The organism is Chroococcidiopsis sp. CCNUC1 (assembly GCF_023546805.1).
Lineage (GTDB): Bacteria > Cyanobacteriota > Cyanobacteriia > Cyanobacteriales > Chroococcidiopsidaceae > Chroococcidiopsis > Chroococcidiopsis thermalis.
The window spans coordinates 3,536,044-3,554,669 of record NZ_CP097480.1; the positions used below are offsets into that span (position 1 = coordinate 3,536,044).

The following is an 18,626-nucleotide window of genomic DNA, read 5'->3' on the forward strand; positions in this document are numbered from 1 at the left end:
AGGGTTTTGCGATCGCGCATCCAACCTAAATGACATCCTTAACAGTGGCAGCTAATGCTTTAGACTAAATCTGAGATCGTCAAGGCACAAGGGAACGTTAATGGCAGAGAAAGCTGATGCACTCAAAATCACCAGACGCGATGAAGACTACTCCCGCTGGTATCTAGACATTGTAGACAGAGCTAAGCTAGCCGAAGACTCTGGGATTCGCGGTTGCATGATTATTCGACCGGAAGGATTTGCGATTTGGGAGAAAATGCAGCAAACCCTGGACGGAATGTTTAAAGACACCGGACACACGAATGCTTACTTTCCGGTATTTATTCCCGTCAGCTACTTCTCTAAAGAAGCCGAACACGTTTCTGGCTTTGCCAAAGAATGCGCTGTTGTGACTCACCATCGGCTACAACTGACTGAATCGGGAGAAATTACCGTCGATCCCGACGCTGAACTATCCGAACCACTCGTTGTCAGACCGACTAGCGAAACTATTATTTGGTCAGCATATCGTAATTGGATTCAAAGCTATCGAGATTTACCAATTCTGTTGAATCAATGGGCAAATATTTGTCGCTGGGAGTTGAGAACTAGACCTTTCTTACGCACAACCGAATTTCTTTGGCAAGAAGGACATACAGCTCATGCAACTGCTGATGAAGCTGAAGCTGAAGCAAGGCAAATGTTAGAAATTTACAAAACTTTTGTCGAGCAGTATTTAGCTATTCCAGTATTTGCCGGACGCAAGACAGAAAATGAAAAGTTTCCTGGGGCAGTACATACTTATACAATCGAAACAATGACGCAAGATAAACGCGCCATTCAAGTCGGTACGAGCCACAATTTAGGCACGACTTTTTCTAAAGCCTTTGACGTGAAATATTTGTCTGCTGAAGGAACACAAGAGTATCCATTTGCAACGAGTTGGGGCATTACAACTAGAATGATCGGTACTCTCATTATGGTTCACTCCGACGATCGCGGTTTTGTTTGTCCGCCGCGCATTGCTCCTCTACAGGTGATTGGCGTGCCGATTTATCGTAAGGACGCGGAAAAAGAGCAAGTATTAGCTCGATTTACCGAACTACAAGAGCAGTTTAAAGCCACAAAAGCGTTTTCATTTAAAGTCGATACGCGGGATAATTTAAGCCCTGGGTTCAAGTTTAACGATTGGGAATTAAAAGGCATTCCTTTACGTTTAGAAATGGGTCCGAGAGACTTAGCAAATGGTACTGCCGTGTTAGTTCGTCGCGATACTGGTGAAAAAATTAATGTGGCTCAAAGTGATTTGGAATCGCAAATCAAAACTTTATTAGAGGATATCCAAATTAGCTTATTCAAACGGGCGCAAGAATTTCAGCAACAGAATTTGCACTTTGTCGAAACCTACGCTGAATTTCAGCAACAGATCGAAGAAAAAGCAGGTTTTTATGTTGCTTACTTTGATGGTAATTCTGACGACGAAGAGAAAATCAAAGAAGAAACTAAAGCAACCGGACGCTGCATTCCTTTCGACTTACAACAAGGTACGGGGAAATGTTTTTATACGGGTAGGCAAACAGATCGGCGAGTCATTTTTGCTAGAGCGTACTAGCGGGAGCCAGGTATGGTAGGGGCGGGTTGACCGAGCAACTTTGTAACTCACAAATATTTCGGGTGAACCCGCCCGTACAGGTATCAGAAAATTGGGAAAGAGAAGTAGTGCGTGGTGAATAGTTAATTCCCCCGTGCCCCTCTGCTCCTCTGCCCCTCTGCTCCAATCTTACGGGCAGCAGCCAGGAGCAATCTTTGCTCGGCACGGGCGATCGCCCTATAAGTCTGTTCGACGGCATTCGGTTCGACGGAAATAGAGGTAATGCCCGATTGGATCAAAGAGTCGATAATTTCTGGATAAAGGACGGGAGCCTGACCGCAGATCGAGCAGGAAATATTAGCTTGCTGCGCCATTTGGATAATTTGGGCGATCGCTTGCAGGACTGCTGGGTGGCGTTCGTTTAAATTAGCGGCTAACTCGCCGCGATCGCGGTCTACTCCCAGCAACAATTGAGTCAAGTCGTTCGTGCCAATGGAAACTCCTTGAACTCCTGCTTTGACGTATTGGGGTAGTAGAAATAGCACTGAAGGCACTTCTGCCACGATCCACAGTTGAAATTGCGCAACTTGAGTTAGTCCTGCTTGCTCGACGCGCTGACGGCAGAAACTAAACTCTTCGACACTGCGGACAAACGGTAACATGAGGTGAAGATTTGTTTGACCGGACTGCTGCACGGCGGCTAAAGCAGCTAGTTCCAAGTCAAAAACTTTCGGATCTTTGAGATAACTCAACGTCCCGCGCTGTCCCAGGATGGAATTACGGCTGTTACCAGCAGCAGCATCCACACCATCCAGATTCAAAGACTGAAATTCTGGCGATCGCCAATCTAAAGAGCGATAGAATACGGGTCTGGGAGCAAAAGCATTGACGAATTGACTAATTTGTGATTTCCATAAATCTAATAATTCTGCCTGTCGTCCCTGTTGCAACCACACTCTCGGGTGCTGTCCCTCTAACACGTTCAACATCATCAGTTCCGATCGCAACAACCCCACGCCATCGACGGGTAAATCCTTAACCTGAGCAATTAAACTCGGCTGACTCAAATTGAGCATGAGTTGAGTGGCTATAGTCGGGAGTTGGGAGTCGGGAGTCGGGAGTCGGGAAATTTTGACTTTTGAATTTTGACTTTTGACTTCTCCCTTGTCCCCCTTGTCTCCCTTGTCGCCTCTTCTCCACACTTCACCGCGATCGCCATTCAATTCCAATAATTCTCCTGTTCGGATCGATCCTGTGGCGCGCGCAACACTCACAACAGCCGGAATACCTAATTCTCTAGCCAGGATGGCGCTGTGAGAAGTCAATCCTCCTTGCTCAGTGATGATTCCCGCTGCTTGTTGCAATAGGGGTAGCCAGTCAGGGGCGATCGCTGGAGCGACTAAAATCGATCCTGCTGGTATAGTTACAGGTCGCGGTTCGCTTTTTGCGATCACGTATGCTGGAGCAATGACCTCTCCCCTTGCTGCTGCGATGCCTGAGATAAATTCCGAATTCCGTAGCTTGCTTAAGCGAGGAGGTATTCGGAATTCCGAATCTTCTTTTGGCTGTTGGCTGTTGGCTGCTGGCTCCCGAACTCTATAGGTATTCGCGTGGGTCAGGTAGAGTTGCGGTTTTGCGTCGATCCCTGTTTGAGCCAACGTCCACTCTAAATAGAATGCTGCGCCCAAATCTGTTTTTAGTTGTTGCGTGAGTTGAATCAGTTGTTGGAGAGACTCATCGCTGAGAGCATACTGCTGCTGTTGTGCTTCGCTCAACAAGTATGTTTGCAAGCAAGGGGTGACAGATGAGGGTAAAAGAGAAGTCGTACAAAGAGTTAAATCTGAAATGAAGGGAATATTGCCGACTCCATAAGCCAATATTTTATTACCCAACTGCCGCGATCGCACTTGATTCGTTGCGGTGGAAACGAAGTAGAGATCGGGTGAAACTTCCCCACGGGCGATCGCTATCCCTAAACCCCAAGTAGCGCTAATCTCAATCTCAGAGGGGTTACACGTTAAAATTCCCGAGGCGATCGCATTTTGTAGGGGTTGTACCAAGACTGCTAGATGAATGTCTCGCCATTCAATCCTGTGGCGCTGCCAATACAAAAGACTTCTAGCGCGAAATAACTGGCTCCAAGTTTGCTTCAAAGCTAGGGCGATCGCTTCCGGTTCTGGACAACATATTTGAGCTTCTAGCAGTCCAGAGAAATTGAGATTTTGGATTGCCGTAGTTTTCAGAATTAAAGAAGGGCGAAAAATTAATGCTGATGCTTGCCACGATTGCGTCGCTTCTAGCAGCGATCGCCAGTACTCTTCTGGTAAGGGTGCGGCAAGAATTTCTTGCTGTAGGCGTTGGGCAACTTTCTGGAGTTGATGACTATCATCAACATTTATTCTCAATGAAGATTCTGGCAGATCGGCAATTAATGGATCGGACGAATTTAACTGCGCGAGAAATTTCCACAGAGTTTGAGCGGGAACGACACAACTAGGTACTACTGGATAACCGTTTGTCGCAATCCGACCGAGATGGAATGCCTTTTCTCCTATCTGTAGGCGTTCTGCGGCTGAAATTTGCTCCAGTAAGTAGAGTGTGTTCAAGAATTTTCTCTCGTCAGTTATCAGTAAAGAGTGGCTAGTGACTAGTGGCTGGTGGCTAGATAATTTTGAATGCGTGAATGCGTGAATTCTTCCCCCGACTCCCGACTCCCTTCTTATTTGTTTATTTAAGCAAATTCCTGGGAAAACTAGATCGAGCATAGCTAGAAACCAATAAGCGTGCTGTCTATGCAAATCCCTTTGAACGCTTACTCAAGAGGTCAAGATTACTATGTTACTAAAAGCCCAACAGTATCGATTAGTTACGAGAAGCGATTTTGACGGTCTCGTCTGTGCTGTTTTACTAAAAAGTTTAAATTTAATCAATGAGATTAAGTTCGTCCATCCGAAAGATATGCAAGATGGCAAAATTGAAATTACTAATCATGATATTACTACAAATTTACCTTATGTTGAAGGTGCGTATTTAGCCTTCGACCATCATTTTAGCGAAACGCTGAGAAATCGCGATCGCTCCTCCACTCATATCATCGATCCTAACGCTCCATCTGCTGCCAGAGTTGTTTACGATTATTTTGGTGGAGCGGAAAAATTCCCTCATATTTCCCAAGAGATGATGACAGCAGTTGATCGAGCGGACTCGGCTCAATTTACTTTAGAGGAAGTTTTACGACCTCAAGGCTGGGTACTGCTGAATTTTTTGATGGATGCGAGAACGGGGTTAGGTAGATTTAAAGATTTTAGAATTTCTAATTACGATTTGATGATGAATTCGATCGATGCTTGTAAAGACAGCACGATTGACGAGATTTTAAATCTTCCTGACGTGAAAGAAAGGGTCGATGTTTATCGCGAACACGAAGCTAAATTTCAAGCACAAATTAAAAAGTGTGCGACTGTTCGTGACAAAACAGTTGTATTAGATCTGAGGCAAGAAGAGACAATTTACGCGGGGAATCGGTTTATGGTTTACGCTTTATATCCTGAGTGTACTGTCTCAATTCATGTCATGTGGGGTTTGAAGCAACAAAATACAGTGTTTGCAGTTGGCAAATCGATTTTCGATCGCAGTTCTCAAGTTAATATTGGCGAGTTGATGTTAAAGTATGGTGGTGGTGGTCATGCCAACGCTGGAACTTGTCAAGTCGCGCATGAAGTAGTGGATGAAACATTAAGGGAAATCATTAGCCAAATTAAGGCGAACGAGTAATTTAAATTTGATTTTATTGGTTTGAATATCATATTCGTGTAGGGGTGGGTTCACCAAAAATACTTGAAATACTTGCAGTTTATTGATAACCTCACCCCAGCAGATCTGTAAAAATTGACGCATTTTGATAAATGTTGCTGCGATCGCAAATTTAATACAATATGTGGGAATTACTGGGTCTTGGTAGGGCGGGTTTATCGATCTCCTCGTGAGAAGATAAAGATTGTTGGTAAACCCGCCCCTACGTTTTATTTATTTAACTTCATTGACAACCCAATTCGTTTTCTCTGCACGTCAATTTCTAATACACGCACTTTGACAATTTGTCCAACCTTGACAAACTTTTTCGGATCGTCCACAAAGCGATCGGCTAGTTGAGAAATATGAACTAAACCATCTTGGTGTACGCCAATATCCACAAACGCGCCAAAGTTGGCTACGTTAGTGACGATTCCTTCTAATTCCATGCCCGATTTGAGATCGGAGATTTCTTTGATATCCTCTCGAAATGTAGCATATTTAAATTCAGCTCTAGGATCTCTGCCGGGTTTTTCTAATTCGCCGATAATGTCTCTTAATGTTGGTTCGCCTACAGTTTCAGTCACGTATTTTTTCAGATTCGTTCCTTTGAGCTTAGATGCAACTTGAGAAATTTGAGTTAATGATACGTTTAAGTCGTTAGCGATCGCCTCCACAATTTTATAACTTTCCGGGTGAACGGCTGTATTATCTAAAGGATTTTCTCCACCTCGAATCCGTAAAAATCCGGCAGCTTGCTCGAAGGCTTTTGGTCCTAATTTGGCTACCTTGAGTAACTGACGACGGTTTTTAAATACACCGTTTTCATTCCGATAGGCAACAATGTTATTGGCAATTGTTGTCGTAATTCCAGATACATAACCCAGTAACTCCTGAGAAGCAGTATTAAGGTCTACGCCTACGTAGTTCACGCAACTTTCTACGGTTTCCTCTAGCTTTTGCTTCAAAAGTTTTTGGTCTACATCATGCTGATATTGTCCCACACCAATTGATTTGGGATCGATTTTAACTAATTCTGCTAGCGGATCTTGCAAGCGTCTGCCAATACTAATTGCACCGCGCACGGTAATATCAAGTTCGGGAAATTCCGCGATCGCAACTTGACTGGCAGAATAGATCGATGCGCCCGATTCATTGACCATCACTTTAATTGGTTTGCGTTCCACCGTCTGCAAGACTTCTGAAATAAATTCATCCGTCTCTCGTCCTGCCGTACCGTTACCGATCGCAATTAACTCAATGCGGTATTTTTCCAACAATTGCTTAACAGTTTGTGCTGCTTGCGATCGGGCTGCTGCTGATTGGTGGGGAAAAATTGCTTGATATGCTAAAAATTGCCCTGTTTGCGATAGTACGGCTACCTTACATCCCGTCCTAAACCCAGGATCGATCGCCAGTGTCGGACGCATTCCGGCTGGACTGGATAACAATAAATCGCGTAAATTTGCTTCAAAAGTTTTAATTGATTCAACATCGGCAAAGCTTTTTTTCTCATTACGGACGGCACTAATTAATGACTCTTTCATCAATCGCGTCCATCCATCTTTGAGTAAATCGTGGTAGAATTTCCTCAAACTGGGGTTCTTCGTGCGAATTTCCTGCGATTCTAGATAGGACAATACCACCCCTTCATCAAAACTGAGATCGAAATCCAAGATTCCTTCGGCTTCACCGCGATATAGCGCGAGTAGATTGTGCGGTGCGATATCTTCAACTCGAATTTGATAGTTGCGGTACATTTCAAATTTTGTCGTACCTTCGGGGTAATCGTCCTTGACGCGCGAGACAAACACCCCTTCGTTGAGTAGATATTCGCGGATGTAAGCGCGTAATTCGGCTTTTTCAGCAATTTCCTCTGCCAAGATATCAGCTGCACCTTTAAGCGCTTCCTCCTTTGACTTAACTCCCTTTTCCTCAGAAATATATTTTACTGCTTCTGATTCTAAAGGTACGATAGGGGCGTTTTTGACATTGAGAGATTTAATCCACTCGGCGAGTGGTTCTAATCCCTTTTCTCGCGCCGCCGTAGCGCGGGTGCGGCGTTTGGGGCGATAGGGAAGGTATAAATCTTCTAATTCAGTTTTCTGCAAGCAGGCGGTGATTTTTGCCTGTAGTTCCTCTGTCAGTTTACCAAGAGAGGCGATCGCGCTTAAAATCGCTGCTTTTCTTTCTTCTAGTTCTGTGAGGTAGGCGTGTCTCTCAGCTAGTTCCCGCAGTTGGGTTTCGTTCATCTCCCCCGTGCGTTCTTTGCGGTAACGAGCGATAAATGGAATTGTTGCACCCTCCGCCATCAGTTCGAGTGCGCTTTGCACCTGGAAGGGTTTGAGATTTAGTTCTTGAGCTAGTAGTTGGGGAATGTTTACCATCGAGTCAGTTTATGCAGTCTCTCTTAAAGGTAATATGCCATATGATTCAAAAGTGCAATGGTGAGCGAAGTGGCGAAATTACCCGATGAAACATTTTCTACTATCTTTAGCTTGCAACGACGACTGCTAGAACGCATCGACGAAGCTACAGCTACAGATGCAGCCATCTTTGAGCGGTTTGGAGAAGTGGAGGAAACAAGACCAGAACTAGAAGAACTCCAAAGTATTAGGGAGAGATCGACATCTGCTTACACTCGACTCTACACTCTTTTGTTAAGAGTGGCAGAGGCTCAACCAGTAGCTAGTTCAGCTACGCTAAATTTATTCACTGGAGCAATCGATAGAGCAGACACAAGCCTACGTTGATTCAGCAGCAGCAAGTATTATGGATGTCAAAAGGAACTGGAATTTGCCATGAGTAACCAACCTAGAATACCCGATCCAGAAACCAGAAAGCGATCTGTTGAGAAGTTAAAGGAAGTTTGTCGTCAGTTTGACGAGTTGAATGAGTTACTCGATCGCGCGATCGCAAGTGCAGAAGCAGATATTCGCAATAGTCCATCATCCGCTTATCGGACGCGACAGCAGCAGAAAAGGAGACAAATGGAAATATAAATGGAAATAAAGATTGACGATCTTTCTGGCTCTGAAATTGCTGAGTTTTTGGAAGAACATATCAGAGAAATGAAGTCCGTTTCGCCTCCTGAAAGTAAACATGCTCTAGATTTGGCAGGGTTGAGAAAACCACAAATTACATTTTGGACGATTTGGGATAGTAGTTGCTTAATAGGCTGTGGTGCAATGAAAGAATTAGATGCAAGCCATGCTGAAATTAAGTCGATGCGTACAACAACCTCATATAGAGGGAAAGGTGTTGCATCAATGCTACTTCAGCATATCTTGAACGAAGCGAAGCTACGAGGTTATCGGCGTATAAGTTTAGAAACTGGATCGATGCCTTTTTTTGAGCCAGCACGCAATTTATATGCGAAATACGGCTTTAAGAACTGTGCGCCTTTTTCTAAATATAAAGAAGATCCAAACAGTGTGTTTATGACAAAGGATTTGTAATTTAAAATCTTCTTCTTTGTGTCTTTGCGTCTTTGCGCGACACAAAACTATATCTTGAAATGCACCTGAGAATTAAGCTGACACAAAATTTCTACTAATTGCTCAATCTGACTCAATTCATGAGTCGCCATCACAGAAAATCTTATTCTACTTGTCGGTACGGTAGGGGGACGAATTGCTGGCGCAAAAATTCCCGACTCTTTCAAATTTGAACCAAATTTTAAAGCCGTGGCTGCATCTGCTAATTGCAAGCACAAAATTGGCGACTCAGAAGGTAATAATTTTAATTGCGGTAATTCTTGAGTCATTAAATGTTTTAAATAATTAATATTTTGCCAAAGTTGCTGTCTGCGTTCTGGTTCTTCTCGTACAATAGAAATTGCCGCGATCGCAGCCGCAGTATCGGCAGGAGAAAGAGCTGTGGTATAAATCCAACTAGCCGCACGGTTGCGTAGAAAATCAATTAAAGCGGCTGAACCTGCGACGTAACCGCCTAAACTTCCCAAGGCTTTGCTCAGCGTGCCAACTTGAATTAACGGGCTACTAGTAAGATTGAAATGTTCGACGCAACCAGCCCCAGTTTTACCAAAAACTCCGGTAGCGTGAGCCTCATCAATTAATAGCATACAGTTAAATTGAGCTGCTAAATCTATTAATTCTGGTAACGGGCATAAATCTCCATCCATACTAAAGACGCTATCAGTCATAATTAAACAACGACGGTAGCGATCGCGTTGTTCTAACCGGGTTTTTAAAAATAAAATATCGTTATGGGGATACTCAACAATTGTTGCACCGCTGAGAATCGCTCCATTTTTTAAGCAAGAATGATTGTATTGGTCTGAAAGAATTAGATCTCGTTTGCCAACTAAAGCCGCAATTGTACCCAAATTTGCCAAATATCCCGAACTGAAAACTACAGCATCTTCAGTTTGTTTTAGAATTGCGATCGCTCGTTCCAATTCTCGATGCAATTCTCGATGTCCGCTAAGTAAACGAGAACCCGTACTTCCCGCACCGTATATCTGCGTAGCCGTTATAGCTGCTTGAATTAGTCTTTCATCGCCTGCTAACCCTAAGTAGTCGTTACTAGCAAAATTAATCAGCGATCGCCCTTCCATTTGGATAATAGCACCAGGGCGGCTGTCAATTGTCTGTACGGCACGATACCAATCGGCTTTGTGGATGGTTGCTAAAGATTGTTCTATCCAAGCATAAGGATCTTTTGACATGGGGGATGAGAACGTAAATATTCTATACAGCATGATACTTGTAGGGGCGCACAGGTGTGCGCCCCTACTACAGGTTACGTGTTTCATCTCAGCAATTCAGTAACCTTACCGATATACCTTTTAGAATAGGCGATCGCATCTTCTCACCTGAGAATATACCAACAAATACCTAGTAACATCTAAGTAGGAATGCGGAGACAGCTGCACAAGTGCAGAATAAACCAGTGAATTTGCGGTTAAATAAAAATCAGCCTCATTCTAGGATGATCTCATATTCAATTTTCACTTAGAAAACAAAAGGTGCGTTGTGGCTTCAAACGGTAACATTAAACGTACATTAGATGAAGTTCTGCCTCTTGCAGAAAGTTTGCCACTAGAAGATAAAGCTGAATTAGTACAGCGGTTGATTGGCGAACACTCAGGCTTAAATGTTGTTATTGATAATAGCTGTTTATCTGGTTCAATTATTGGGTTAGTTAACTTAATGAGTCGCGATGAGGTTGCAGAAACATTAATTGCGATCGCTAACAGAGTGATTCTTGAAGGAAAAATTTCTAAAGGATAGTCGGAGGGTGCGTTATTAACGCACCTGACTATTTTAAATAGTGGCAAAACTAGGATTCATCGGCTGAGTTTTTTGCTCTTGAGCTACGTTTAACTTCTGAACGAATTCCTGAGTTAGCTGACTAAAAGCTTTGGCTCCAGCAGAGTGAGGATTGCTCAAAACTACGGGCATAAAACTATCAACTGCTTTAGCAACGTTGACATCCATTGGAATTTGAGTATTAAAGATTTTATCAGGGGTAAAATCCTGATTGATTCGCTGTACGACTTGCCTTTGGTATCTACCTGTAAATAGGTTACCAGCCATTGTAAACACGATACCGATCAGTTGAATTCCCATGACAGCCTCGGCTTCATGGCTTTTTTTCAATTCGGCAATGCGTCTTTCTAATAACTGAATTCCTACAATCGATAGCGGTTCTGGCTTAGCTGGTAAAATATAGAAATCGCTGGCAGCAAGGGCGCTACGAGTCATGAGATTGTAGCCAGGAGCGCAATCAAAAATAATGCAATCGTAGTCAGACATAATTGGCTGCAAAATCTGTCTGAGCAAAGTTCTCTCAAACCGATTCCAGACAACTTCAAAGTCTAAGCGATCGACTTCAAAAGCTTTTTCATGTAGCATTTCTGCTACCATATATTCGTCATATAACTCAATATCTCCTGGCAATAAGTCCAGGTTATTAATATTACAGACCGAACGATGAATTGCATCTTGGATGGTAATTCTAGCTTGTGGATTTGGCTGAATAATTTGGTTGATAAAATTCTTGAGGGTGCGTTTTCTTTTTCTATAGTTAGCAAACTCTGTGGGAGCCATCAAGCTGAGAGTGGCGCTAATTTGGGTATCTAAGTCAAAAATCAAGACTCGCTTACCATGCTCTTTTGCTAGCGCCGTGGCTAGATTAACGCTGAGAGTTGTTTTGCCGACACCCCCTTTCATATTAGCAGTGGCGATCGTATAGGTCATATTTGACATCCTCGCTATACAGCTCTTGGTCGGTTTGAATCTCCGAATAGCTTAGCTGCACTTGCATAAATGGGAGAAAATTGTTTGAATATCTTTATGAAATTTAGTGATTTAAGCATTACCCACCTGCAATCCATTTCTTTTGAATTGCCAACACTGCCGCCTGGGTGCGATCGCGTACTCCTAATTTCTGGATAATGGTATGGACGTGTACCCTAACCGTACCAGGAGTAATGTATAGGGTAGAAGCAATTTCTTGGTTAGACTTACCCGCCGCAATTAAAGCTAAAATTTCTTGTTCTCGTTGCGTTAGCGGTTGGTTAGATTCTGCTGGAGTTGCGATCGCCTCACTCGTATCTGGGTTATGCTCGAATGTAGTGCGAATTTCTGTAGTTGCCGTGCGATCCCACCAAGAAGCACCAGCAGCCACCGAACGAATTGCTAAAATCAAAGTCTCGGCAGCAATCCCTTTCAAACAATAACCCGCCGCCCCTGCGGCAATCAACCGCGCAATTAAAGACTTTTGGGAATGAGAAGTTAAGACTAAAACTGGTAACTGGGGATTTTGCTGTTTAATTTGCCGACACGCCTCTACACCGCCAATTCCAGGTAATCCTACATCGAGTAATACCACATCGAGGGCGTGACGCTGTACCATTTCTACGGCTGTTTCCCCATCCTCCGCTTCAGCAACGATTTCTATACCTGATTCTTGTTGCAATTTGACTTCTAAACCAAGGCGAAAGAGTTCGTCATCTTCAACCAGGAGTAACCGTAAGGAAGGAGACATTCTTATGTATAAACTGACAAAGCTGGTAAGCGAAAACAGAAAAGCGCGCCTTGAGGCAAACAATTCTCTGCCCAAATTGTACCGCCATGCGCGGAAATAATTTGCCGTGTTAGATAGAGTCCCAAACCCGAACCTTTCGCTTGGCGATCGCTATGTCCTTGATAAAATCGTTCAAATAGATGTGGTAATTGTGCGTCAGTAATTCCCAAACCGTTATCCAAAACTTTGACAAGACAATATTCCGCCTGAGATTCAAATACCACTTCTACCTTACCACCGCGACGGGAATGATTAATTCCGTTTGTGAGGAGATTGGTAAACACCCGCGCTAATTGCAGCGCGTCACCCTGAACCCACATGGCACGACGAAAATCTGAGTCTCCGTACCCCAAACTAATATAAACTTGACGCGAAGCAGCGAGATCTGTCAAGGAGGCGATCGCTGCTTGCGCTATTGTGACTAAATCCACAGGCGCTAGTTGTAATTGCAATCCTTCCGTATCATTGCGATAAACGTCTAGCAAGGTTTCCACCAGTTGTAGTGTAGACTGATGCGAACGGATCATCTTTTCTAAAATCTTGTAATGGGTAGGCGTAACCGTACCAAATTTTCCTTGTTCCCAAGCCTTGAGAGTTTCAATCGCACCGAGTAGCGGAGTTTTCAAGTCGTGGGTAAGCGTAGAGGCAAAATCTTCTCTCACTCTAGCTAACTGTTCCTGAGACCGTAATTTGGCTTGTTGAGAAGCGATCGCAATTTCGTATTGATGGTTGCGATCGCCCAAGATTCCTGTCACAATCAGAGCGATCGCGGCAATGATCCGACTAGCGATCGTTGAAGCTTTTGCAATCTCATCTCCAGGCAGCCATAAATTTAAAATTGTCAGTCCTACAGCAGCAAGAGTAGTGTAAAATGTTGCTTTCCTACCCAAGCGGGAAGCTGAAATTAGGATTGGTCCCGTGTAAAGATAGCCAAAGACATAATCTACAGGAGTCACGAACTCTAGTATCAGCACTACTACAAATAGGCTAATAACTTGCCACAGCGAACTCCAGCTAAAGTTTTTGTGAAGTGCGATGGTCTTATCCTCGTTCGATTCTTTAATTATTATTTTGTCATCTTTAACGAGACAATCTAGGCAATCTCCGATATATCTTACTGTTTGTTTCTACTGGAGGTAGTGTTTAGTCAGTGTTTAGTTCTAACTATACCGACAGATATAGCAAGAGAATAAATTATATATATAGTCTGCTCTATGCGATCGCTGCTATTTTTATTGTCATTGTCTAAACAGTAGCAATATAAAACTTATATCTAAACTCAATTGTAGAATTTAAGTAACATCAGCTAAGTTATTACAAGTCATAAATATTTAGCAGACTGCTCAAATAATTATGTTGCTATAGTTTGGAACAGAAAAAACTCTTGATATTAGCAGGTGGTGAGCCTACTCTACAAGATGAAGTCAGCAGAATCTCAAGCATAAGGTAAATAAAACCTACTTTGCTATCAAACATATCAATTTTAAATATATATGTGGCAAGGATTTCTTCAAATCGCAATAACACTAATTATTTTGGTAGCTATTACCCCTTCTTTTAGTAGCTACATTGCCTCCGTTTTCTTAGAAAAGAAAACATTTCTCGATCCAGTAGCGAAGCCTGTAGAACGTGTCATCTACGCTTTAGGTGACATTCCTACCAAGAGTGATATGACTGGATGGCAATATGCTCAGGCGATACTTTACAGCAACATCGTCATGGGCATTTTTGTTTACCTCATCTTCATGTTGCAGGGAATCTTACCCCTAAATCCGACCAACTTACAAGCCCCCAGTTGGGACTTAGCACTGCACACAACCATCTCATTCGTTACTAACACCAATCAACAGCATGATTCTGGCGAGACAACATTTAGTTATGCTAGTCAAATGCTAGCTTTAGGATTTCTGATGTTTACCTCAGCCGCCACTGGATTATCTGTAGGAATTGCCTTTATTCGCGGTTTAACAGGTAGACCTTTAGGAAACTTCTATGTCGATTTGGTGCGATCGATTACGCGAATTTTACTGCCAATTTCCATAATTGGGGCGATCGCATTACTCATGGCAGGCGTTCCAGAAACTTTAGCAGCACCAGCTACAGTTACAACTTTAGAAGGTGCAACTCAAGTTATTGCCAGAGGACCGGTTGCTCATTTTGAAATTATCAAGCAACTGGGAGAAAATGGCGGTGGCTTTTTTGGGATCAATTCCGCTCATCCATTTGAAAATCCAAATGCTTTTACTAATTTAGTAGAAATACTAGCGATGGTATCTATTCCCGCTGCTTTAATTATCACATACGGCATTTTTGCAAATAATAAAAAGCAAGGGTGGTTGCTGTTTTGGATGGTATTTATCATTTTTGTCACGCTAGTTGTGGTGACAGGAGTAGGCGAATACCAAGGTAATCCTCTAGTAAATAATTTAATTGGTGATAGTCCCAACTTAGAAGGCAAAGAAGTTAGATTTGGTTGGGCAGAAACAGCATTATGGGCAGTTTTAACTACAGGAACGATGTGCGGTGCAGTCAACGGAATGCACGATTCTCTGATGCCAAATGGCGGCTTTTCCACCCTATTTAATATGTTCGTGCAAATGGTCTGGGGTGGTCAAGGAACGGGAACGGCTTATTTGTTCGTTTACCTAATTTTGACCGTGTTTCTCACAGGTTTAATGGTAGGTAGAACCCCAGAATTTTTAGGACGCAAAATTGAAAAAAGAGAAATCGTTCTCGCTAGCGTTATTTTACTCGTCCACCCGATCGCGATTTTAATTCCTAGCGCGATTACTCTTGCCTTTCCCGATACGCTTGCAGGAATTAGCAACCCTGGGTTTCATGGTATTTCTCAAGTTGTCTACGAATATACCTCAGCATCAGCTAACAATGGTTCCGGTTTTGAAGGATTAGGGGATGCTACTTTATGGTGGAATTTAAGTGCTTGTTTCAGCTTATTAGCAGGACGCTATTTACCAATTACTGCCTTGTTGCTATTAGCCGACAGCATGACACGCAAACAACCAGTACCAGAAACAACTGGCACTTTGAGAACTGACACGCTGCTATTTACTGGCGTTACGGCTGGTGTAATTCTCATCCTTGGCGTACTCACATTCTTCCCCGTCCTAGCTTTAGGACCGATCGCAGAAGGATTTCAAATTGGTAATTGGTAATTGGTTTAACACTTCTCCCTTGTCCCCCTTGTCCCCCATCTATGAATTCTATAGCCTCTACAAAACCTCCACGTCCTAGACCGCAAGGACCTCGCGGCGATCGCAAACATACACCAAAAGTCAACACTCAAGGACTTTACAAAAGAGCAATTAAGGAATCTTTTGTCAAGCTTAAGCCACGAGTGATGTTAAAAAATCCCGTCATGTTTGTGGTTTACGTAGGAACAATTATCACCGTCTTGATGATATTTGACCCTTATTTATTTGGACCAGTTCAAGGCGAAAACCTGAGATTTTTTAATGGGTTAATCGCATTAATTTTATTCTTTACTGTAGTATTTGCCAATTTTGCTGAAGCTGTGGCAGAAGGACGAGGCAAGGCGCAAGCCGATGCTTTGCGATCGACAAAATCAGATACGATCGCCAAAAAACTTTTACCCGATGGATCGATTCAAGAAATTTCTTCTACCCAACTGCATCGCGGCGATATGGTTAAGGTGGTGGCTGGCGATATTATTCCCGCTGATGGTGAAGTGTTAGCAGGTGTAGCTTCAGTCGATGAATCGGCAATTACGGGGGAATCCGCACCCGTATTGAAAGAACCAGGTTCGGACGTGGCTAGTTCCGTCACGGGTGGGACGCGCATTCTCTCCGACGAACTCAGTATCCGCATTACAGCCGATCCTGGTAAAGGCTTTATCGATCGCATGATTTCCCTGGTAGAAGGGGCAGAACGCGCTAAAACTCCCAATGAAATTGCTTTAACGGTGTTATTAGCAGTTTTAACGTTGGTGTTTCTGTTTGTTGTAGCGACATTACCAACAATTGCTAGCTATGTAAATAGTCCCGTCAGTATCGCAATTTTAATTGCCTTATTAGTCGCACTCATCCCAACTACCATCGGCGGTTTATTGAGCGCGATCGGAATTGCAGGTATGGATCGGGTGGCACAATTTAACGTCATAGCCACCTCTGGACGCGCCGTAGAAGCCTGCGGCGATGTCAACACTCTCATTTTGGACAAAACAGGTACGATCACGTTAGGAAACCGTTTGGCAGAGGAGTTTGTGCCTGTCAACGGTCATACGATGAATGACATTGCGCGAGTGGCGTTAGCAGCCAGCTTGTTTGACAATACACCGGAAGGAAAATCAATCGTCCGCCTTGCAGAAAAATTGGGAGCAACAGTAGACTTCGATCGCAACCTTGCTGAAGGAATTGAATTTTCTGCTAAAACCCGCATGAGTGGGACGAATTTACCCGATGGGAGTGAGGTGCGTAAGGGTGCGGTAGGGGCAATTAAAGGTTTCGTGCGTTCCCGTAACGGACGTGAAACCCCCGAACTCGATACAGCCTACGAACGCATTTCTCAATTAGGTGGTACGCCCTTAGCAGTTGCACTTAATGGCGAAATTTACGGCGTAATTTACCTCAAGGATATCGTCAAACCAGGCATACGCGATCGCTTCGATCAGTTGCGGCGCATGGGTGTACGCACAGTCATGTTAACTGGAGATAACCGCATTACTGCTAGTGTAATTGCTCAAGAAGCTGGGGTAGATGACTTTATTGCCGAAGCCACACCCGAAGACAAAATCGAGGTAATTCAACGAGAACAAGCGCAAGGCAAAATTGTTGCCATGACAGGAGACGGAACGAATGACGCGCCAGCATTAGCACAGGCAAATGTGGGAGTTGCGATGAATTCGGGAACTCAGGCGGCGAAAGAAGCAGCGAATATGGTCGATTTAGATTCCGATCCGACAAAGCTAATTGACATCGTGACTATTGGTAAACAACTGCTAATTACCCGTGGGGCGCTGACAACTTTTTCTATTGCCAATGATATCGCTAAGTATTTTGCAATTATCCCCGTCATTTTTGCTTCAGCTAATTTACAAAGCTTGAATCTGATGGGATTAACTAGCACAAACTCAGCTGTATTATCAGCATTAATTTACAACGCTTTGATTATTCCGGCTCTAATCCCTCTAGCTTTGAAGGGTGTAAAGTTTCGTCCGCTATCAGCAAATCAGTTGCTACAGCGAAATATTCTAATTTATGGTTTAGGTGGGGTAATTGCACCATTTATTGCAATTAAGTTAATTGATGTTTTGGTGTCAGCAGTGGGATTAGCCTGACAAGGAGTACAAAGAAATGAAACGACAGACAAAATTAAATCGATTACCAACTACCAACTACCAACTACCAACTACCAATTTATGTATCCGTCCCAAACTACCCCTCGTCATTTTCCTCGTTCTATCCCTTAACGCCATCCTCGCTCCAATAGTATATGCAGCCACAGATGAAACATGGCAACGAACCCAAGCCTATGCACTAGGAATTTTAGGTTTCATAACATTGGCACTAGTAATTTATTTATTTGATGTCGTATTTCGACCGGAGCGATACTAATGTCTATATTTCGAGAAATTCTGCGAGGAATTCGTCTAACTCTGGCGCTGTGGGTACTAACAGCAGTTATTTATCCCGGTTTAATTCTCTTAGTGGGACAATTACCATTTTTACAAAGTCAAGCTAATGGCAGCATAGTAGTAAATTTAGAAAATCAACCTGTAGGCTCGGTTTTAATTGGTCAACCATTTACATCTGAAAGATATTTTCAAAGTCGTCCTAGTACAGTTGACTATAGTACTAGCACAGAAACTGCATCCACTGGTGTATCTGGTGCGAGTAATTTAGCTCCTAGCAATCCAGAATTACTCAAACGAATTGAAGCACAAGCCAAACAGTTGCAAGAGAACGGTATTCAACCCACTGCCGATCTGGTTTATACCTCTGGTTCTGGCTTAGATCCTCATATTACATTAGAAGCAGTAGAAGCACAGTTAGTAAGAGTTGCCAAAGCACGGAATTTTTCAACTGATGAAATTGTACCTTTTGTAAATAAGCATACTCAAGGTAGATTCTTGGGAATATTTGGCGAACCTGGAGTTAATGTATTAAAGCTAAATCAAGAATTAGATGTTTTGGAAATCACAAAGGGGAAGTCGTAAGTCAAAAGTCAAAAGTTA

General features: G+C 43.2%; 16 protein-coding genes. 10 read left to right on the forward strand and 6 right to left on the reverse strand.

Annotated elements, in window-relative coordinates; all coding sequences use genetic code 11:
- Nucleotides 1-100: 100 nt before the first annotated feature.
- Nucleotides 101-1,591 (forward strand): proline--tRNA ligase, encoded by a 1,491-nt coding sequence (gene proS / locus M5J74_RS16500; RefSeq protein WP_250012481.1) that lies wholly within the window; start codon nt 101-103, stop codon nt 1,589-1,591.
- Between the two features lie 122 nt (nt 1,592-1,713).
- Here the strand turns inward: proS and M5J74_RS16505 are convergent, their stop codons facing one another.
- Nucleotides 1,714-4,176, reverse strand: a complete 2,463-nt coding sequence (locus tag M5J74_RS16505) for a putative PEP-binding protein (RefSeq protein ID WP_250012482.1) — start codon at nt 4,174-4,176, stop codon at nt 1,714-1,716.
- Nucleotides 4,177-4,405: 229 nt separating this feature from the next.
- Here M5J74_RS16505 and M5J74_RS16510 point away from each other — a divergent pair, with 229 nt between their 5' ends.
- Nucleotides 4,406-5,344 carry an exopolyphosphatase gene (locus tag M5J74_RS16510; protein WP_106218056.1) on the forward strand — a complete coding sequence of 313 codons (939 nt, stop codon included), beginning with the start codon at nt 4,406-4,408 and terminating at the stop codon, nt 5,342-5,344.
- A gap of 248 nt (nt 5,345-5,592) precedes the next feature.
- On the opposite strand, the gene M5J74_RS16515 is transcribed toward M5J74_RS16510, so the two are convergent.
- Nucleotides 5,593-7,749, reverse strand: coding sequence for a Tex family protein (locus M5J74_RS16515; RefSeq protein WP_250012484.1), 2,157 nt, complete (start codon nt 7,747-7,749; stop codon nt 5,593-5,595).
- Nucleotides 7,750-7,806: 57 nt separating this feature from the next.
- On the opposite strand from M5J74_RS16515, the gene M5J74_RS16520 reads away from it, so the two are divergent.
- Genes M5J74_RS16520 through M5J74_RS16530 form a run of 3 tightly spaced genes read left to right on the forward strand, consistent with a single transcriptional unit; the run spans nt 7,807 to nt 8,820 of the window.
- Nucleotides 7,807-8,115: a hypothetical protein gene (locus M5J74_RS16520; RefSeq protein WP_250012486.1), complete on the forward strand. Its 309-nt coding sequence runs from the start codon at nt 7,807-7,809 to the stop codon at nt 8,113-8,115.
- A 48-nt stretch (nt 8,116-8,163) separates the two neighbouring features.
- Nucleotides 8,164-8,364 (forward strand): hypothetical protein, encoded by a 201-nt coding sequence (locus M5J74_RS16525; RefSeq protein ID WP_015155177.1) that lies wholly within the window; start codon nt 8,164-8,166, stop codon nt 8,362-8,364.
- Nucleotides 8,365-8,820: a GNAT family N-acetyltransferase gene (locus M5J74_RS16530; RefSeq protein WP_015155178.1), complete on the forward strand. Its 456-nt coding sequence runs from the start codon at nt 8,365-8,367 to the stop codon at nt 8,818-8,820. It begins immediately after the preceding gene.
- Between the two features lie 47 nt (nt 8,821-8,867).
- Here the strand turns inward: M5J74_RS16530 and bioF are convergent, their stop codons facing one another.
- Nucleotides 8,868-10,052 (reverse strand): 8-amino-7-oxononanoate synthase, encoded by a 1,185-nt coding sequence (gene bioF, locus M5J74_RS16535; protein WP_250012493.1) that lies wholly within the window; start codon nt 10,050-10,052, stop codon nt 8,868-8,870.
- A 307-nt stretch (nt 10,053-10,359) separates the two neighbouring features.
- Between bioF and M5J74_RS16540 the strand changes: the two genes are divergently transcribed.
- Nucleotides 10,360-10,617 carry a hypothetical protein gene (locus M5J74_RS16540; RefSeq protein ID WP_015155180.1) on the forward strand — a complete coding sequence of 86 codons (258 nt, stop codon included), beginning with the start codon at nt 10,360-10,362 and terminating at the stop codon, nt 10,615-10,617.
- 33 nt (nt 10,618-10,650) lie between these two features.
- Here M5J74_RS16540 and M5J74_RS16545 read toward each other — a convergent pair whose 3' ends face one another.
- The 3 genes from M5J74_RS16545 to M5J74_RS16555 all read right to left on the reverse strand — a co-directional run bounded on the left by M5J74_RS16545 (nt 10,651) and on the right by M5J74_RS16555 (nt 13,389).
- The gene (locus tag M5J74_RS16545; RefSeq protein WP_015155181.1) at nt 10,651-11,586 is read right to left on the reverse strand and encodes a ParA family protein; all 936 of its coding nucleotides are present in this window, start codon (nt 11,584-11,586) and stop codon (nt 10,651-10,653) included.
- Nucleotides 11,587-11,704: 118 nt separating this feature from the next.
- A complete protein-coding gene (locus M5J74_RS16550) occupies nt 11,705-12,376 on the reverse strand; it encodes a response regulator transcription factor (RefSeq protein ID WP_015155182.1) in 672 nt (223 codons plus the stop codon).
- 2 nt (nt 12,377-12,378) lie between these two features.
- Entirely contained in the window at nt 12,379-13,389 is a 1,011-nt protein-coding gene (locus tag M5J74_RS16555) for a sensor histidine kinase KdpD (RefSeq protein WP_250012496.1), read from the reverse strand.
- Between the two features lie 519 nt (nt 13,390-13,908).
- On the opposite strand from M5J74_RS16555, the gene kdpA reads away from it, so the two are divergent.
- From kdpA to kdpC, 4 genes are read left to right on the forward strand one after another with little or no spacing between them, the layout of a single operon-like run.
- Nucleotides 13,909-15,588 carry a potassium-transporting ATPase subunit KdpA gene (gene kdpA, locus M5J74_RS16560; protein ID WP_250012498.1) on the forward strand — a complete coding sequence of 560 codons (1,680 nt, stop codon included), beginning with the start codon at nt 13,909-13,911 and terminating at the stop codon, nt 15,586-15,588.
- Nucleotides 15,589-15,629: 41 nt separating this feature from the next.
- Nucleotides 15,630-17,729 carry a potassium-transporting ATPase subunit KdpB gene (gene kdpB / locus M5J74_RS16565; RefSeq protein ID WP_250012499.1) on the forward strand — a complete coding sequence of 700 codons (2,100 nt, stop codon included), beginning with the start codon at nt 15,630-15,632 and terminating at the stop codon, nt 17,727-17,729.
- 16 nt (nt 17,730-17,745) lie between these two features.
- Entirely contained in the window at nt 17,746-18,006 is a 261-nt protein-coding gene (locus tag M5J74_RS16570; RefSeq protein WP_106218051.1) for a potassium-transporting ATPase subunit F, read from the forward strand.
- Nucleotides 18,006-18,608 carry a K(+)-transporting ATPase subunit C gene (gene kdpC / locus M5J74_RS16575; RefSeq protein WP_106218050.1) on the forward strand — a complete coding sequence of 201 codons (603 nt, stop codon included), beginning with the start codon at nt 18,006-18,008 and terminating at the stop codon, nt 18,606-18,608. The genes M5J74_RS16570 and kdpC overlap by 1 nt, the downstream gene beginning before the upstream one ends.
- The last annotated feature ends 18 nt before the right edge of the window (nt 18,609-18,626 follow it).

Coding starts and splice junctions, on each gene's coding strand:
- M5J74_RS16550 (WP_015155182.1), bottom strand. CDS start 12,376: ATGTCTCCTTCCTTACGGTTACTCCTGGTTGAAGATGACGAACTCTTT.
- M5J74_RS16525 (WP_015155177.1), top strand. CDS start 8,164: ATGAGTAACCAACCTAGAATACCCGATCCAGAAACCAGAAAGCGATCT.
- M5J74_RS16530 (WP_015155178.1), top strand. CDS start 8,365: ATGGAAATAAAGATTGACGATCTTTCTGGCTCTGAAATTGCTGAGTTT.
- M5J74_RS16520 (WP_250012486.1), top strand. CDS start 7,807: ATGGTGAGCGAAGTGGCGAAATTACCCGATGAAACATTTTCTACTATC.
- M5J74_RS16510 (WP_106218056.1), top strand. CDS start 4,406: ATGTTACTAAAAGCCCAACAGTATCGATTAGTTACGAGAAGCGATTTT.
- kdpB (WP_250012499.1), top strand. CDS start 15,630: ATGAATTCTATAGCCTCTACAAAACCTCCACGTCCTAGACCGCAAGGA.
- M5J74_RS16515 (WP_250012484.1), bottom strand. CDS start 7,749: ATGGTAAACATTCCCCAACTACTAGCTCAAGAACTAAATCTCAAACCC.
- proS (WP_250012481.1), top strand. CDS start 101: ATGGCAGAGAAAGCTGATGCACTCAAAATCACCAGACGCGATGAAGAC.
- M5J74_RS16570 (WP_106218051.1), top strand. CDS start 17,746: ATGAAACGACAGACAAAATTAAATCGATTACCAACTACCAACTACCAA.
- kdpA (WP_250012498.1), top strand. CDS start 13,909: ATGTGGCAAGGATTTCTTCAAATCGCAATAACACTAATTATTTTGGTA.
- bioF (WP_250012493.1), bottom strand. CDS start 10,052: ATGTCAAAAGATCCTTATGCTTGGATAGAACAATCTTTAGCAACCATC.
- M5J74_RS16545 (WP_015155181.1), bottom strand. CDS start 11,586: ATGACCTATACGATCGCCACTGCTAATATGAAAGGGGGTGTCGGCAAA.
- kdpC (WP_106218050.1), top strand. CDS start 18,006: ATGTCTATATTTCGAGAAATTCTGCGAGGAATTCGTCTAACTCTGGCG.